This is a genomic window from Mycobacterium sp. 1245852.3 (assembly GCF_001669335.1).
Lineage (GTDB): Bacteria > Actinomycetota > Actinomycetes > Mycobacteriales > Mycobacteriaceae > Mycobacterium > Mycobacterium europaeum_A.
This window is the reverse complement of the sequence record NZ_LZLL01000195.1, coordinates 1-17,775: the sequence shown is the minus strand read 5'-3', so window position 1 is coordinate 17,775 and position 17,775 is coordinate 1. Positions and strand designations below refer to the sequence as shown.

12 protein-coding genes are annotated in these 17,775 nt (G+C 71.6%); all 12 read left to right on the top strand.

Going from position 1 to position 17,775, the window contains the following annotated elements:
* Positions 1–612, top strand: a 612-nt coding sequence (locus A9W96_RS08895) for a phenylalanine--tRNA ligase subunit alpha (protein ID WP_082972109.1), incomplete at its 5' end; no start/stop codon positions are given.
* Positions 612–3,107 carry a phenylalanine--tRNA ligase subunit beta gene (gene pheT, locus A9W96_RS08890; protein ID WP_067139069.1) on the top strand — a complete coding sequence of 832 codons (2,496 nt, stop codon included), beginning with the start codon at positions 612–614 and terminating at the stop codon, positions 3,105–3,107. The genes A9W96_RS08895 and pheT, both read left to right, overlap by 1 nt.
* A 46-nt stretch (positions 3,108–3,153) precedes the next feature.
* Positions 3,154–4,185 carry an N-acetyl-gamma-glutamyl-phosphate reductase gene (argC, locus tag A9W96_RS08885; protein ID WP_067139066.1) on the top strand — a complete coding sequence of 344 codons (1,032 nt, stop codon included), beginning with the start codon at positions 3,154–3,156 and terminating at the stop codon, positions 4,183–4,185.
* Between the two features lie 77 nt (positions 4,186–4,262).
* On the top strand, positions 4,263–5,450 hold the full coding sequence (gene argJ, locus A9W96_RS08880) for a bifunctional glutamate N-acetyltransferase/amino-acid acetyltransferase ArgJ (protein WP_067139075.1): 1,188 nt from the start codon (positions 4,263–4,265) through the stop codon (positions 5,448–5,450).
* Positions 5,447–6,331, top strand: coding sequence for an acetylglutamate kinase (argB, locus tag A9W96_RS08875; RefSeq protein ID WP_066867165.1), 885 nt, complete (start codon positions 5,447–5,449; stop codon positions 6,329–6,331). The genes argJ and argB overlap by 4 nt, the downstream gene beginning before the upstream one ends.
* Positions 6,328–7,515 carry an acetylornithine transaminase gene (locus tag A9W96_RS08870; RefSeq protein WP_082972108.1) on the top strand — a complete coding sequence of 396 codons (1,188 nt, stop codon included), beginning with the start codon at positions 6,328–6,330 and terminating at the stop codon, positions 7,513–7,515. The genes argB and A9W96_RS08870 overlap by 4 nt, the downstream gene beginning before the upstream one ends.
* 8 nt (positions 7,516–7,523) lie before the next feature.
* Positions 7,524–8,450, top strand: coding sequence for an ornithine carbamoyltransferase (gene argF / locus A9W96_RS08865; protein WP_067139072.1), 927 nt, complete (start codon positions 7,524–7,526; stop codon positions 8,448–8,450).
* The gene (locus A9W96_RS08860) at positions 8,447–8,941 is read left to right on the top strand and encodes an arginine repressor (RefSeq protein ID WP_066870470.1); all 495 of its coding nucleotides are present in this window, start codon (positions 8,447–8,449) and stop codon (positions 8,939–8,941) included. The genes argF and A9W96_RS08860 overlap by 4 nt, the downstream gene beginning before the upstream one ends.
* A 27-nt stretch (positions 8,942–8,968) precedes the next feature.
* Complete coding sequence (locus A9W96_RS08855) at positions 8,969–10,186, top strand: argininosuccinate synthase (protein ID WP_066870474.1); 1,218 nt, start codon at positions 8,969–8,971, stop codon at positions 10,184–10,186.
* The gene (gene argH, locus A9W96_RS08850) at positions 10,183–11,601 is read left to right on the top strand and encodes an argininosuccinate lyase (protein WP_067139063.1); all 1,419 of its coding nucleotides are present in this window, start codon (positions 10,183–10,185) and stop codon (positions 11,599–11,601) included. Before A9W96_RS08855 ends, argH begins: the two co-directional genes overlap by 4 nt.
* 111 nt (positions 11,602–11,712) lie before the next feature.
* On the top strand, positions 11,713–12,774 hold the full coding sequence (locus A9W96_RS08845; RefSeq protein ID WP_066870480.1) for a type III polyketide synthase: 1,062 nt from the start codon (positions 11,713–11,715) through the stop codon (positions 12,772–12,774).
* A gap of 69 nt (positions 12,775–12,843) precedes the next feature.
* A partial coding sequence (locus A9W96_RS08840) for a type I polyketide synthase (RefSeq protein WP_067139061.1) occupies positions 12,844–17,775 on the top strand: 4,932 nt, incomplete at its 3' end.

Here is a 17,775-nt window from a genome sequence, read left to right as displayed (position 1 = left end):
GAGCAGTTCAACTTCGACGCGCTGAACTTCCCGGCCGACCACCCCGCGCGCAGCGAACAGGACACCTTCTACATCGCGCCCGACGATTCCCGGCAGCTGTTGCGCACCCACACGTCGCCGGTGCAGGTGCGCACCCTGCTCGCCCGCGAGCTGCCCGTCTACATCGTCTCGATCGGCCGCACGTTCCGCACCGACGAGCTCGACGCCACCCACACCCCGGTGTTCCACCAGGTCGAGGGTCTGGCGGTGGACCGCGGCCTGACGATGGCGCACCTGCGGGGAACGCTGGATGCGTTCGCGCGCGCCGAGTTCGGCCCCGAGGCGCGCACCCGGATCCGGCCACACTTCTTCCCGTTCACCGAGCCGTCCGCCGAGGTCGACGTCTGGTTCGTCGGCAAGAAGGGCGGCCCCGGCTGGGTGGAGTGGGGCGGTTGCGGGATGGTGCATCCAAACGTGTTGCGCGCCGCCGGGATTGATCCGGGCGCGTACTCCGGCTTCGCGTTCGGCATGGGGCTGGAACGAACCCTGCAGTTCCGCAACGGGATTCCGGACATGCGCGACATGGTCGAGGGCGACGTGCGGTTCTCGCTTCCGTTCGGGGTGGGTGCCTGATGCGCGTTCCCTACAGCTGGCTACGTGAGATCGTGGCGGCCGGCGCGCCGGATTGGAACGTCGAGGCCGCCGAGCTGGAGCAGACGCTGGTGCGCATCGGCCATGAGGTCGAGGAGGTCGCCACCCTGGGACCGGTCGACGGCCCGCTGACCGTGGGCCGGGTCACCGACATCGAAGAGCTCACCGGTTTCAAGAAGCCGATCCGGTTCTGCCACGTCGACGTCGGTGAAAACAAGGACCGTGAGATTGTTTGCGGCGCAAGCAACTTCGTTGCTGGTGACCTCATCGTGGCGGCGCTGCCGGGCACCACGCTGCCCGGCGATTTCACCATCGCCGCCCGCAAGACCTACGGCCGCACCTCCGACGGAATGATCTGCTCGGCGGCCGAACTCGGGCTGGGCGCCGACCATTCCGGGATCCTGGTGCTGCCGCCGGGCACCGCCGACCCCGGCGCCGGCGCCGCCGCCGTGCTCGGCCTGGACGACGTGATCTTTCACCTGGCGATCACGCCCGACCGCGGCTACGGCCTGTCGTTGCGTGGGCTGGCCCGCGAGGTCGCCTGCGCCTACGACCTGGACTTCGTCGACCCCGCCGGCAGCCAGGTGATCAAGCCGCTGCCGGCCAACGGCGAGGCCTGGCCGCTGACCGTGCAGCCCGGCACCGGGGTTCGGCGGTTCGCGCTGCGCCCGGTCACCGGCATCGACCCGGCCGCCGTGTCGCCGTGGTGGCTGCAGCGCCGGCTGCTGTTGTCCGGCATCCGCGCGACGTCCCCGGCCGTCGACGTGACGAACTACGTGATGCTCGAGCTCGGTCACCCGATGCACGCCCACGACCGCAACCGCATCACCGGCGGCTTCGGCGTGCGATTCGCCCGGCCCGGCGAGACCGTGGTGACCCTCGACGACATCGAGCGCAAACTCGAACCGGCCGACGTGCTCATCGTCGATGACACGGCGACCACCGCGATCGGCGGCGTGATGGGCGCGGCGAGCACCGAGGTGCGCGCCGATTCGACCGACGTGCTGCTCGAGGCCGCGGTTTGGGACCCGGCCGCCGTGTCGCGCACCCAGCGCCGGCTGCACCTGCCCAGCGAAGCCGCCCGCCGCTACGAGCGCGGGGTGGATCCGGCCATCTCGGTGGCCGCGCTGGACCGCTGCGCCACCCTGCTCGCCGACATCGCCGGTGGCGTGGTCGGGGAGGGTTTGACCGATTGGCGCGGCGACCCACCGCGCGACGACTGGTCGCTCCCGCCGATCGACATCGCCGCCGACCTGCCGGATCGCCTCGCCGGGGTGGTTTATGCGCCGGGCACCACCGCCAGGCGGCTCGCCCAGATCGGCGCCGAGGTCGTGGCGAACGGCGACACGCTGACGGTGACGCCACCCAGCTGGCGTCCCGACCTGCTGCAGCCCGCCGATCTGGTCGAGGAGGTGCTGCGGCTGGAGGGGCTCGAGGTTATTCCGTCGGTGTTGCCGTCGGCGCCGGCCGGCCGCGGCCTGTCCGCCGTGCAGAAGCGCCGCCGCGCGATCGGCAGGTCGCTGGCCGAGTCCGGCTATGTGGAGATCCTGCCCACCCCGTTCTTGCCCGCCGGCGTGTTCGACCTGTGGGGCCTGCCGGCCGACGACCCGCGGCGCATCACGACCGACGTGCTCAACCCGCTGGAGGCCGACCGCCCGCACCTGGCCACCACGCTGCTGCCGGCGCTGCTGGAAGCGTTGGTGCGCAACGTCTCGCGCGGCCTGGTCGACGTCTCCCTCTATGCCCTCGCGCAGGTGGTCCAGCCGACGGCGGACACCCGCGCCGTGAACGTGATCCCCGTCGGCCGCCGGCCCACCGACGCCGAGATCGCCGCGCTCGACGCGTCGTTGCCGCGGCAACCCCAGCACGTCGCCGCGGTGCTGAGCGGCCTGCGGGAACACCGCGGACCCTGGGGCCCGGGCCGGCGCGCCGAAGCCGCCGACGCGTTCGAGGCGGTGCGCATCATCGCCCGCGCCGGCGGAATCGACGTGCGATTGCGCGCGGCGCAATACCTGCCCTGGCATCCGGGGCGGTGCGCCGAGGTGCTCGTCGGGGACGTTGCGGTGGGGCACGCGGGTCAGCTGCATCCGGCGGTGATCGAGCGCTCCGGGCTGCCGAAGGGCACCTGCGCCCTCGAGCTCAACCTCGACGCGATACCCATCCCGCTGACGCTGCCGGCGCCGCGGGTGTCGCCGTTCCCGGCCGTCTTCCAGGACCTCAGCCTGGTGGTGCCCGCGCAGGTGCCGGCCCAGGCGGTGGCCGACGCCGTCCGCGAAGGCGCTGGGGAGCTGCTCGAAGACCTGCAGCTGTTCGACGTGTTCACCGGCCCGCAGATCGGCGAGGACCGCAAATCGCTGACCTTCGCGCTGCGCTTCCGCGCGCCCGACCGCACCCTCACCGAGGACGACGCCACCGCCGCTCGCGACGCCGCGGTGCGCCGCGCCGCCGAGGCGGTCGGCGCGGAGCTACGGGCCTAGTGGAATGGATTTGCAAAGCACTGCATAACCATGCAGAATCGACGGAATGAAGGTGGCGGTTGCCGGTGCCAGCGGCTACGCGGGCGGTGAAATCCTGCGCCTGCTGCTCGGGCACCCGGCCTACGCGAACGGACGCCTGACGATCGGCGCGGTGACCGCCGCCGCCAGTGCCGGCAGCACGCTCGGCGAGCACCACCCGCACCTGACCCCGCTGGCCCAGCGGGTGGTCGAGCCGACCGAGCTCGACGTGCTCGCCGCCCACGACGTGGTGTTCCTGGCCCTGCCGCACGGCCATTCGGCCGCGCTGGCCTCTCAGCTCGGGCCCGACACCCTGATCATCGACTGCGGCGCCGACTTCCGGCTCACCGACGCCGACGCGTGGGAGCGCTACTACGGGTCCGCGCACGCCGGCAGCTGGCCCTACGGTCTGCCGGAGCTGCCCGGCGCCCGGGAGCGGCTGCGCGGCGCCCGCCGCATCGCGGTGCCGGGCTGCTACCCGACCGCGGCGTTGCTGGCCTTGCTGCCCGCGGTGGCCGCGGATCTCATCGAGCCCGCCGTCACCGTGGTGGCGGTCAGCGGCACGTCCGGGGCCGGTCGCGCAGCCAAGACCGACCTGCTGGGCGCGGAGGTCATCGGGTCGGCGCGGGCCTACAACATCGGCGGGGCGCACCGGCACACCCCGGAGATCGCCCAGGGGCTCGGGGCGGTTACCGGCCGCGACGTCACGGTGTCGTTCACCCCGGTGCTCATCCCGACCTCCCGCGGCATCCTGGCCACCTGCACCGCGCGCACCCGCGCGCCGCTGGCACAACTGCGCGAAGCCTACGAAAAGGCTTACCACGCAGAGCCTTTCATCTACCTGATGCCCGAGGGGCAGCTGCCCCGCACCGGAGCGGTGATCGGCAGCAACGCGGCGCACATCGCGGTCGCGGTGGACGAGGCGGCGCAGACCTTCGTCGCGATCGCCGCGATCGACAACCTGGTCAAGGGAACCGCCGGCGCCGCCGTGCAGTCGATGAACCTGGCCCTGGGTTGGCCGGAGACCGAAGGGCTTTCGGTGATCGGGGTGGCGCCGTGACGCGCGCCGGCGACGATGACGCCGGCGTAGCCGGGGTCGCAGGAGCGGCGCCATCTGTCGTAGCGACGCAAGCGCGGCTGCTGCGCGAACAGGGCGTCACCGCGCCGGCCGGATTCCGGGCCGCCGGCATCGCCGCCGGCATCAAGGCCTCGGGCAACCGCGATCTGGCCCTGGTGTTCAACGAAGGGCCGGACTACGCCGCCGCCGGGGTGTTCACCCGCAACAAGGTCAAAGCGGCACCGGTGCTGTGGAGCCAGCAGGTGCTGAGCACCGGCGCGCTGCGCGCGGTGATCCTCAACTCCGGCGGCGCCAACGCCTGCACCGGGCCCGGCGGATTTCAGGACACCCACGCCACCGCCGAGGCCGTCGCCGCCGCGCTGTCGGACTGGGGGACCGAGACCGGGGCCATCGAGGTCGCGGTGTGCTCCACCGGGCTGATCGGCGACCGGTTGCCGATGGACAAGGTGCTCGCCGGCGTGCGCACGATCGTGCAGGACATGGCCGGCGGCCTGTCCGGCGGTGACGAGGCGGCCCAGGCGATCATGACCACCGACACCGTGCCCAAACAGGTTGCGCTGCACCACCCGGGCAACTGGACGGTCGGCGGGATGGCCAAGGGCGCCGGCATGCTCGCGCCGTCGCTGGCGACGATGCTCTGCGTGCTCACCACCGACGCGGCCGTCGACGCGGCGGCCCTGGACCGCGCGCTGCGCCACGCCACCGCGGCCACCTTCGACCGGCTCGACGTCGACGGCGCGTGCTCGACGAACGACACCGTGCTGCTGCTGACGTCGGGAGCCAGCGGGATCGCGCCCAGCCAGGCCGAACTCGACGACGCCGTGCTGCGGGCGTGCGACGACCTGTGCGCGCAGCTGCAAGCCGACGCCGAGGGCGTCACCAAGCGGGTCAACGTCACCGTGGCGGGGGCGGCCTCCGAGGACGACGCCCTGGTCGCCGCCCGCACGATCGCCCGCGACAGCCTGGTCAAGACGGCGGTGTTCGGCTCGGACCCCAACTGGGGCCGGGTGCTGGCGGCCGTCGGGATGGCGCCCATCGATCTGGACCCCGACCGGATCACGGTGTCGTTCAACGGCTTTGCGGTCTTCGCCGACGGGGTGCCGGTGCCGGGCGCCCGCGAGGTGGACCTGTCCGAAGCCGACATCGACATCACGGTCGATCTGCGGCTCGGCGAGCACCGGGCCACCATCCGGACCACCGACCTGTCGCACGGGTACGTCGAGGAGAATTCGGCCTACAGCTCATGAGCTCGACAGAAGCGTTGTCCACCGTGGTCAAGGCGCAGGTGCTGGCCGAAGCCCTGCCCTGGCTCAAGCAGCTGCACGGCAAGATCGTGGTGATCAAGTACGGCGGCAACGCCATGACCGACGACACGCTGCGGCACGCCTTCGCCGCCGACATGGCGTTCCTGCGTAACTGCGGCGTTCATCCCGTCGTCGTGCACGGCGGCGGCCCGCAGATCACCGCGATGCTGCGCCGGCTCGGCATCCCGGGCGACTTCAAGGGCGGATTCCGGGTCACCACACCGGAAGTGCTCGACGTGGCCCGGATGGTGTTGTTCGGCCAGGTCGGCCGCGAACTGGTCAACCTGATCAACGCGCACGGACCGTACGCCGTCGGCATCACCGGCGAGGACGCCCAGTTGTTCACCGCTGTGCGGCGCAGCGTCACCGTCGACGGCGTGGCCACCGACATCGGCCTGGTGGGCGACGTCGAGATGGTCAACACCGCCGCCGTGCTGGATCTGATTGCGGCGCGGCGCATTCCGGTGGTGTCGACGCTGGCGCCGGACGCCGAGGGCGTGGTGCACAACATCAACGCCGACACCGCCGCGGCGGCGCTGGCCGAGGCGCTGCGCGCCGAGAAGCTGCTGATGCTCACCGATGTCGAAGGCCTGTACACCAGCTGGCCGGACCGCGGTTCGCTGGTCAGCGAAATCGACACGGCCACATTGTCACAACTGCTACCCACGCTGGAGGCGGGCATGATTCCCAAAGTCGAAGCGTGCCTGCGCGCCGTCACCGCGGGCGTGCCCAGCGCGCACGTCATCGACGGGCGGGTCGAACACTGTGTGCTGGTGGAGCTTTTCACCGACGCGGGCACCGGCACCAAGGTGGTGCGCCCGTGAGCCACACCGAGGACGTCCGGCGGCGCTGGGAAGCCGTGATGATGAACAACTACGGCACCCCGGCGATGGCCCTGGCCAGCGGCGACGGCGCCGTGGTTACCGACGTGGACGGGAAGACCTACCTCGACCTGCTCGGCGGCATCGCGGTCAACGTCCTGGGCCATCGCCACCCCGCGATCATCGAGGCCGTCACCCACCAGATGTCCACGCTGGGCCACACCTCCAACCTGTATGCCACCGGACCGGGTCTGGCGCTGGCCGAAGAACTGGTAAGCCTGCTCGGCACCGATTCCCCGGCGCGGGTGTTCTTCTGCAACTCCGGGACGGAGGCCAACGAGGTGGCGTTCAAGCTGTCGCGGCTCACCGGGCGCACCAAACTGGTTGCCGCGCAGGAGGCTTTCCACGGCCGCACCATGGGATCGCTGGCGCTGACCGGTCAGCCCAGCAAGCAGGCGCCGTTCGCGCCGCTGCCCGGCGCCGTCACGCACGTGCCCTACGGCGACACCGACGCGCTGGCGGGCGCCGTCGACGACGCCACCGCCGCGGTGTTCCTGGAACCGATCATGGGGGAGAGCGGCGTCGTCGTGCCGCCCGAGGGCTACCTCGCCGCCGCCCGCGACATCACCGCGCGGCACGGGGCGCTGCTGGTGCTCGACGAGGTGCAGACCGGGATGGGCCGCACCGGAACGTTTTTCGCCCACCAGCACGACGGCATCACCCCGGACGTGGTGACGCTGGCCAAGGGGCTCGGCGGCGGCCTGCCGATCGGCGCCTGCCTGGCCGTCGGGCCGGCCGCCGACCTGATGACGCCGGGCCTGCACGGCAGCACCTTCGGCGGCAACCCGATCTGCGCGGCGGCCGCGCTCGCGGTGCTGCGGGTGCTGGCGGAGGAGAACCTGATCCGCCATGCCGAGGTGCTGGGCAAGTCGTTGCGCCACGGCATCGAGGCGCTGGCCCACCCGCTGGTCGACCACGTGCGCGGCCGCGGGCTGCTCTGCGGGGTCGCGCTCACCGCGCCGCGCGCCAAGGACGCCGAGGCGGCCGCGCGCCGGGCCGGGTTCCTGGTCAACGCGGCCGCACCCGACGTCATCCGGCTGGCGCCGCCACTGATCATCACCGACGCCCAGATCGACGGCTTCCTCGGCGCCCTGCCGAGCATTCTCGACGAGGCGGCCGCAGCATGACGCGCCACGTGACTAGGCACTTCCTGCGCGACGACGACCTGTCGCCCGCCGAGCAGGCCGAGGTGCTGGCGCTGGCCGCCGAACTGAAGAAGGACCCGTTTAGCGCCCGCCCGCTGGAGGGCCCCCGCGGGGTCGCGGTCCTGTTCGACAAGAACTCCACCCGCACCCGGTTCTCGTTCGAGGTCGGCATCGCCCAACTGGGCGGGCACGCCGTCGTCGTCGACGCCCGCAGCACCCAGCTGGGGCGCGACGAAACCCTGGAAGACACCGCGCGGGTGCTGTCGCGCTACGTCGATGCCATCGTTTGGCGGACGTTCGGGCAGGAGCGCCTCGAGGCGATGGCCTCGACCGCGACCGTGCCGGTGGTCAACGCGCTCTCCGACGAATTCCATCCCTGCCAGGTGCTCGCCGACCTGCAGACCATCGCCGAGCGCAAGGGGTCACTGCGCGGGCTGAAGATGACCTACCTGGGAGACGGTGCCAACAACATGGCGCACTCGCTGATGCTCGGCGGGGTGACGGCCGGCATCCACGTCACGATCGCCGCCCCGGACGGCTTCACCCCCGACCCGGCGTTCGTGGCGGCGGCGCGCCGGCGCGCCGAGGACACCGGCGCCTCGGTCACGCTCACCGCCGACGCCGGCGCTGCCGCGCGCGGTGCCGACGTTTTGGTCACCGACACCTGGACGTCGATGGGCCAGGAGGACGACGGGCTGGACCGCCTCACACCGTTTCGGCCCTACCAGATCAACGCCGACCTGCTGTCTCTGGCCGACCCGGAAGCCATTGTGCTGCACTGCCTTCCGGCGCACCGCGGGGAGGAGATCACCGACGAGGTGATGGACGGGCCGGCCAGCGTGGTCTTCGACGAGGCCGAAAACCGGTTGCACGCCCAAAAGGCGCTGCTGGCCTGGCTTGTGGAGCGGCGGTCATGACCCGCTCGAAGAGCGCTCCCGAAACCACCCGGGCCGGCCGGCAGGACCGCATCGTGGCGATCCTGTCCTCGGCGTCGATCAGCAGCCAAAGCGAGCTGGCGGCCCGGCTGGCCGACGAGGGCATCGAGGTCACCCAGGCCACCCTGTCGCGGGACCTGGAGGAACTGGGCGCGGTCAAGCTGCGCGGCGCCGACGGCGGCGTCGGGGTTTACGTCGTCCCCGAGGACGGCAGCCCGGTGCGGGGCGTGTCCGGCGGCACCGCGCGACTGTCCCGGCTGCTGGGCGAACTGCTGGTGTCCGCCGACGCCAGCGCCAACCTCGCGGTGCTGCGCACGCCGCCGGGCGGCGCCAACTATCTGGCCAGCGCGATCGACCGCGCGGCGCTACCGTACGTCGTCGGCACCATCGCCGGCGACGACACCGTCTTTGTGGCCGCCCGAGAGCCGATGACCGGCGCCGAGCTGGCCACCACCTTGGAAAAACTCACGTAAGCGCTTCAAGTATAAGGAGATTGGTTCATGTCAGAACGCGTCATCCTGGCGTATTCCGGCGGTCTGGACACCTCGGTGGCCATCAGCTGGATCGGCAAGGAGACCGGCCGTGAGGTCGTAGCGGTGGCGATCGACCTCGGCCAGGGCGGCGAGGACATGGAGGTCATTCGCCAGCGGGCCCTGGACTGCGGCGCGGTCGAAGCCGTCGTCGTCGATGCCCGCGACGAGTTCGCCGAGGGCTACTGCCTGCCCACCATCCTGTCCAACGCCCTCTACATGGATCGCTACCCGCTGGTGTCGGCGATCAGCCGGCCGCTGATCGTCAAGCACCTGGTGGCGGCCGCCCGCGAGCACGGCGGCAGCATCGTCGCGCACGGCTGTACCGGCAAGGGCAACGACCAGGTCCGGTTCGAGGTCGGATTCGGTTCGCTGGCACCCGATCTCGAGGTGCTGGCGCCGGTCCGCGATTACGCCTGGACGCGCGAGAAGGCCATCGCGTTCGCCGAGGAGAACGCCATCCCCATCAACGTCACCAAGCGCTCACCGTTCTCCATCGACCAGAACGTGTGGGGCCGGGCGGTGGAAACCGGCTTCCTGGAACACCTTTGGAACGCCCCCACCAAGGACGTCTACGCTTACACCGAAGACCCCACGCTGAACTGGAGCACGCCCGACGAGGTGATCGTCGGATTCGAGCGCGGCGTGCCGGTGACGATCGACGGCAAGAAAGTGTCGGTACTGCAGGCCATCGAGGAACTCAACGCCCGCGCCGGCGCCCAGGGCGTCGGCCGGCTCGACGTCGTCGAGGACCGGCTGGTGGGCATCAAGAGCCGTGAGATCTACGAGGCGCCCGGCGCCATGGTGCTCATCACCGCCCACACCGAGCTCGAGCACGTCACGCTGGAACGCGAGCTGGGCCGGTTCAAGCGGCACACCGATCAGCGCTGGGCCGAGCTGGTTTACGACGGGCTGTGGTACTCACCGCTGAAGGAGGCGCTGGAGAGCTTCGTCGCCAAGACCCAGGAACACGTGACGGGCGAAGTGCGAATGGTGTTGCACGGCGGCCACATTGCGGTCAACGGCCGGCGCAGCGCCGAATCCCTGTACGACTTCAACCTGGCCACCTACGACGAGGGCGACAGCTTCGACCAGTCGGCCGCAAAGGGTTTCGTCTACGTGCACGGGCTGTCGTCGAAGATCGCCTCGCGCCGGGACCGGACGTTGCAGGGCCCGGCCGACGCGTGAGCACTCGCGAAGGGTCGTTGTGGGGCGGGCGGTTCGCCGACGGCCCGTCGGATGCGCTGACCGCGCTGAGCAAGTCCACCCACTTCGACTGGGTGCTGGCCCCCTACGACATCGTCGCCTCGCGGGCCCACACCGTGATCCTGTTTCGCGCCGGGCTGCTGACCGAGGAGCAGCGCGACGGACTGCTGGCCGGCCTCGACCAGCTCGCCTCCGACGTCGCCGACGGCAGCTTCTCGCCGCTGGTCACCGACGAGGACGTGCACGGGGCGCTGGAACGCGGACTGATCGACCGGGTCGGGCCCGACCTGGGCGGGCGGCTGCGGGCCGGCCGGTCGCGCAACGACCAGGTGGCCACCCTGTTCCGGATGTGGCTGCGCGACGCCGTGCGCCGGGTCGCCGCCGGGGCGCTCGACGTCGTCGCCGCGCTGGCCGCCCAGGCCGCCGCCCACCCCGGCGCCATCATGCCGGGCAAGACCCACCTGCAGTCCGCCCAACCGGTGCTGCTGGCCCACCACCTGCTGGCCCACGCCCACCCGCTGCTGCGCGACGTCGACCGGATCGTCGACTTCGACCGGCGCGCCGGGGTGTCGCCGTACGGCTCGGGCGCGCTGGCCGGATCGTCGCTGGGCCTGGACCCCGACGCGATCGCCGCGCAACTGGGCTTCGCCGCCGCCGCCGACAACTCCATCGACGCCACCGCATCCCGGGATTTCGCCGCGGAGGCCGCCTTCGTGTTCGCCATGATCGGGGTGGACCTGTCCCGGCTGGCCGAGGACATCATCCTGTGGAGCTCGACGGAATTCGGCTACGTCAAGCTGCACGATTCGTGGTCGACCGGCAGCTCGATCATGCCGCAGAAGAAGAATCCCGACATCGCCGAGCTGGCGCGCGGCAAGTCCGGCCGGCTGATCGGCAACCTGACCGGCCTGCTGGCCACGCTGAAGGCCCAGCCGCTCGCGTACAACCGTGACCTGCAGGAAGACAAGGAGCCGGTGTTCGACTCGGTCGCCCAGCTGGAGCTGGTACTGCCGGCGATGACCGGGCTGGTGGCCAGCCTGACCTTCGACGTCGAGCGGATGGCCGCCCTGGCTCCGGCCGGCTACACGCTGGCCACCGACATCGCCGAATGGCTGGTGCGCCAGGGCGTGCCGTTCCGGTCGGCGCACGAGGCCGCCGGGGCCGCGGTGCGCGCCGCCGAGCAGCGCTCCGTCGGACTCGACGAGCTGACCGATGACGAATTGGCCGCCATCAGCCCCGATCTCACGCCGCAGGTGCGGGAGGTCTTGACGATCGAGGGGTCGGTGTCCTCGCGTGACGCGCGCGGCGGCACCGCGCCGGCGCGGGTCGCCGAGCAGATCGAAACCGTCCTGGCCAGCGCCGATCGGCTCAAAAGCCGGCTGGGTGGCGGCGCCTGAGATGAGCTTGTTTTCCCTGACGGCCGGGGACATGCAGACTAGACTTCGGGCTCAAAGCGATCCGGTTGAACGCCACGGGCCGGGTCCTCGTCACCAAGGGGTGGGAGAAAAATGAGCGTCGTCGCCGGCGTCTTCGGTGCGTTACCGCCGCACCGATACTCCCAGCGCGAGCTCACCGATTTCTTCGTCAGCATCCCGGAGTTCGAAGGCTACGAGGACATCGTCCGGCAGCTGCACGCCAGCGCCAAAGTCGGCAGCCGTCATCTGGTGCTGCCGCTCGAGCAGTACCCCGCGCTGACCGACTTCGGCCTGGCGAACCGGATCTTCACCGAACACGCCGTGAAGCTGGGCTGCGAGGCGCTGTCCGGGGCGCTCGACGAGGCGGGGCTGCGGCCCGAGGACGTCGACGTGCTCATCACCACGACGGTCACCGGCCTGGCGGTGCCCTCCGTGGACGCGCGGATCGCCGCGAAGCTCGGCCTGCGCGACGACGTGCGACGGGTGCCGCTGTTCGGGCTGGGCTGCGTGGCCGGCGCCGCGGGGGTGGCCCGCGTGCACGACTACCTGCGCGGCGCGCCCGACGCCGTCGCCGCTCTGATCTCGGTCGAGCTCTGCTCGCTGACCTATCCCGGATACACGCCGTCGCTGGCCGGCATGGTCGGCAGCGCGCTGTTCGCCGACGGGGCCGCGGCGGTGGTGGCCGTCGGCGAGCGTCGTGCCGAACGGTTGGCCGCCAGCGGGCCCAGCATCCTCGACTCGCGCAGCCACCTGTATCCCGATTCCCTGCGCACCATGGGCTTCGACGTGCGAACCACCGGCTTCGAACTGGTGCTGTCCAAGGACGTCGCCGCCGTGGTGGAGCAATACCTCGAAGACGACGTCACCGGGTTCCTCGGAGCACACGGGTTGACCACCGCCGACATCGGCGCGTTCGTCAGCCACCCCGGCGGCCCCAAGGTGATCGAGGCGATCAACGCCGCGCTCGACCTGCCGCCCGAGGCCCTCGAACTGACCTGGCGCTCGCTCGGCGAGATCGGCAACCTGTCGTCGGCGTCGGTGCTGCACGTGCTGCGCGACACCATGGCCAAGCCGCCGCCGAGCGACAGCCCCGGGTTGATGCTGGCGATGGGGCCTGGATTCTGTTCCGAGCTGGTGCTATTGCGTTGGCACTGATCCTCGTCCGCGTTTTTGCGGTGCGACGGCAGGAAGTATCGCCATGAGTGACACGAGAGGCCGCCTGCCATGAACGGCAACACCGAAGAGCTCGTCCGGGCCCTTCGCCAGTCGCTGAAGGAAAACGAGCGGCTCAAGCGCGAAAACCGCCAATACCTGAGCGCGGCAACCGAACCGGTGGCGGTGGTGGGCATGGGCTGCCGGTATCCGGGCGGAGTGAATTCGCCGGAGGCTTTGTGGCAGATGGTCGTCGAGGGGCGCGACGTGGTCTCGGAGTTTCCCGCGGACCGCGGCTGGAACCTGACGGGCCTATTCGACGACGACCCCGACGCCGTCGGCAAGTCGTACGCCCGGTGCGGCGGATTCCTCTCGGACGTCGGCGATTTCGATGCCGCGTTCTTCGGCATCGCGCCCAGCGAGGCGCTGGCGATGGACCCGCAACAGCGCTTGCTGCTCGAGGTGTCCTGGGAGGCGTTGGAGCGGGCCGGAATTGACCCGGCCACCCTGCGCGGCTCGGCGACCGGCGTGTTCGCCGGGATATTCCACGGCTCCTACGGGGGCCAGGGACGGGTGCCGGGCCACCTGGAGCGATACGGCCTGCGCGGCTCGACGCTGAGCGTGGCCTCGGGCCGGGTGGCCTATGCGCTGGGGTTCGAGGGCCCGGCCGTCTCGGTGGACACGGCGTGTTCGTCGTCGTTGGTGGCTTTGCACCTGGCGGCGCAGTCGTTGCGTTCCGGCGAGTGCGATCTGGCGCTGGCCGGCGGCGTGACGGTGATGGCCACCCCGGCGATGTTCATCGAGTTCAGCCGCCAGCGGGCGCTGGCGGCCGACGGCCGGTGCAAGGCGTACGCGGGCGCCGCCGACGGCACCGGGTTCTCCGAAGGCGTCGGGGTGCTGGTGCTGGAACGGCTGGCCGACGCCCGCCGGCACGGGCATCCGGTGCTGGCCGTGGTCCGCGGATCGGCGGTCAATCAGGACGGCGCGTCCAACGGCCTGGCGACACCCAACGGGCCATCGCAGCAACGGGTGATCCGGGCGGCGCTGGCCAACGCGCGGCTGGACACCGCCGACGTCGATCTGGTCGAGGGCCACGGGACGGGCACCACGCTCGGCGATCCCATTGAGGCCCAGGCGGTTCTGGCCACCTACGGCCAGGACCGGCCGGCCGATCGGCCGCTGTGGCTGGGCTCGATCAAATCGAACATGGGTCACACCTCGGCCGCGGCGGGGGCCGGCGGGGTGATCAAGATGGTGCAGGCGATCCGCCACGGGGTGATGCCCAAGACGCTGCACGTGGATGAGCCGACGCCGCACGTGGATTGGACGGCCGGGGCGGTGTCGCTGCTGACCGAACAGCGGCCCTGGCCGGCCGTGGACCGGCCGCGGCGCGCCGGCGTCTCGTCCTTCGGCATCAGCGGCACCAACGCGCACGTCATCGTCGAGCAGTACGCCGCGGAGCTCGAAAACGCCGCGCCCCCAGGCGATGACGTCATCGTCCCGTGGGTGCTTTCGGCCCGTTCGGGTGAGGCGCTGGCGAATCAGGCCGCGCGGCTGCTGGCCCGCGTGAAGGCCGATCCCCGGGTGCGGGCGCTGGACGTGGGCTGGTCGCTGATCGCGACGCGGTCGCGCTTCGAGCACCGCGCGGTGGTCGTGGGCGCCGACGGCGCGCAGTTGCTGCGCGGGTTGGCGGCCCTGGCGGCCGGCGAGCAGGGCGCGGGCCTGGTGGTGGGCCGGGCCCAGCCGATGGGCAAGACGGTGTTCGTGTTTCCCGGCCAGGGCTCGCAATGGGCCGGCATGGGTGCCCAATTGCTGGACAGTTCACCGACATTCGCCGAACACCTGCAGCTGTGCGACAAGGCGCTCGCCGAGCACGTCGACTGGTCGCTGATCGACGTCATCCGCGGGGTGCCGGACGCACCCGGATTGGACCGCGTGGACGTGGTGCAGCCGGCGCTGTGGGCGGTGATGGTGTCGCTGGCCGAACTGTGGCGCTCGGTGGGCGTCACACCCGACGCGGTGATCGGCCATTCGCAGGGCGAGATCGCGGCGGCCTACGTGGCGGGCGCCCTGTCGCTGGAAGACGCCGCCCGGGTGGTCGCGCTGCGCAGCCGCTTGCTGGTGCGGTTGTCGGGCCGGGGCGGCATGGTCTCGCTGGCCTGCAGCCTGCCGCGCGCCGAGCAGCTCATCGCCGCCTGGGGCGACCGGCTCAACATCGCCACCGTCAACGGCGTTGCGGCGGTGGTGGTCTCGGGCGAGGTGGACGCCCTGGCGGAGCTGATGCAACGGTGCGAGGCCGACGACATCCGGGCCCGCAAGATCGACGTCGACTACGCGTCCCACTCGGCGCAGGTGGAGGCGATTCGGGACCCCCTCGCCGCCGCGCTGGACGGGCTGGCGCCGCGGCCGTCCGCCGTGACCTTCTTCTCCACGGTCACCGGCGAACCGCTGGACACCGCGGGGCTGAACGCCGACTACTGGTTCCAAAGCATCCGCAGCACCGTGCAATTCGAGAAGGCGGTGCGCAGCGCGTGCGATGCGGGCTATCAGGCGTTCATCGAATCCAGTCCGCATCCGGTGCTGATGGCCGCCATCGAAGAGACGATGCCCGACGGCGAGCGGGGGTGCGTCATCCCGTCGCTGGGCCGCGATGACGGCGGCCTGGACCGCTTCTGGCTCTCGGCCGCCGCGGCCCACGTCGCCGGCGTGGCGGTGGACTGGCGGGCCGCGCTGTCCGGTCTCGATGGCCGCCGCGTCGACCTCCCGACGTATGGCTTTGTCCGGCAACATTTTTGGCTTCCTGGCGGGTCGACCGGGTCGCAGGACGTCGCCACCCTGGGCCTGGCCGCGGCCGAGCACGCCCTGCTGGGCGCGGTGGTGCCGCGGCCCGATTCCGGCGGCGTGGTGCTGACCGGCCGGTTGTCCACGGCGGCCCACCCGTGGCTGGCCGATCACGCGGTCGGCGACACGGTGTTGTTCCCGGGTGCGGGGTTCGTCGAGTTGGCCATCCGCGCGGGCGACGAGGTCGGTTGCGGGGTGCTCGACGAGCTGACCATCTCGGCGCCCTTGCTGCTGCCCGCGGCCGGGGGCGTGCGGGTGCAGCTGGTGGTCGGCGCCCCCGACGAGTCGGGCCGGCGGAGGCTGGCAGGGTATTCGATTGACGCGCAGCCGGATTCGGAGTGGGTGCTGCATGCCGAGGGGTTGCTGCGGCCGGGCGCCGTGACACCGGCCGCGGACCTCTCGAGCTGGCCGCCCGCCGGGGCGACCGCGGTGGACGTCACCGACGCCTATGAGCGGCTGGCGCGGCGCGGCTACGACTACGGCGGCGCCTTCAAGGGCCTGCGAGCGATGTGGCAGCGCGGCGACGAGATCTTCGCCGAGGTCGCCGTGCCCGACGATGCCGCCGCCCCCGACGGCGGCTTCGGAATACATCCGGTGCTGTTGGATGCCGCGCTGCACGCGCTCGGTGTCGCCGCCGGGAACGACGACACCGTGCTGCCGTTCTCCTGGCAGGGCGTGTCGCTACACGCGTCGGGTGCGTCGCGGGCGCGGGTCCGGATCGCACCGGCCGGCGCCGGCGCCGTCTCGGTGGAATTGGCCGACGGGGCGGGGCTGCCGGTGCTCTCGGTGCGGTCGTTGGCGATGCGGCCGGTCGCGCCGGGGCAGCTGACGGCGGCGGCCCCCGCCCGCCGACCGCTCGGCGGGGGCCTGCTCGACGTCACCTGGTCGCCGGTCGCGCTGGGCTCCGGTGGCGTCGCCGTGACGCTGTGGGAGCCGGGCGATCACGGCGGCGACGTGGTGAAGTCCGTGCACGCCGCGACCGCCGAGATCTTGGCGGTGCTGCAGTCGGAGTTGCGCGACGAGAACGCCGGGGTGCTGGCCGTGCAGACCCGCGGCGCGGTCGCCCTTGCCGGCGAGGACGTTTCGGACCTGGCCGGTGCGGCGGTGTGGGGCCTGGTGCGCTCGGCGCAGGCGGAGCAGCCGGGCCGGGTGGTGCTGATCGACTCCGACGGCTCGGTCGATGTCAGCGCGGTGATCGGTTGCGGCGAGCCGCAAGTGGTGGTTCGCCAGGGCGTCGCCTATGCGGCGCGATTGCGGCCGGTGCGCGCCGGTTCCGCGGTCGAGTTGCCCTCCGCGGGCTGGCGATTGGACGCCGGCGGCGAGGGTACCCTCGAGGACCTGGTCGTAAGCCGTTGCCCGCACCCGGAATTGACCGCCGGGCAGGTGCGGGTCGCGGTGGCCGCGGTCGGGGTCAACTTCCGCGACGTCCTGGTGGCCCTGGGAATGTATCCGGGCGGAGGCCGGCTGGGTGCCGAGGGCTCCGGCGTCGTCGTCGAGGTGGGCCCCGACGTGACCGGCCTGGCCGTCGGAGACGCGGTGATGGGGTTGCTCGGGGTCGTCGGTTCGGAAGCGGTGGTGGATCAGCGCGTGGTGACGCCGGTGCCGCCGGGGCTGTCGCTGGTCGAGGCCGCGGGCGTGCCGGTGGTGTTCCTGACCGCGCTGTACGGGCTGTCGGTGCTGGGCGGGCTGCGCGCCGGTGAGCGGGTGCTGGTGCACACCGCCACCGGCGGGGTGGGCATGGCCGCGGTGCAGCTGGCGCGGCATTGGGGCGCCGAGGTGTTCGTCACCGCCAGCCGCGGCAAGTGGGACACCCTGCGCGCGATGGGATTCGACGACGACCACGTCGGCGATTCGCGCACGACGGAGTTCGAGAAGACGTTCGCGTCCTCGACCGGCGGTGCCGGCTTCGACGTCGTGCTCAACTCCCTGGCCGGCGAGTTCACCGACGCGTCGTTGCGGCTGCTGGCTCCCGGCGGTCGTTTCATCGAGATGGGCAAGACCGACGTGCGGGATCCGCGCGTCGTCGCCGATCAGCACCGGGGTGCGGTGTACCGGGCGTTCGACCTGATGGAGGCCGGTCCCGACCGCACCGCGGCCATGCTGGCCGAGATCACCGAACTGCTGGCGGACGGAATCGTGACACCGTTGCCGCTCAAGACGTTT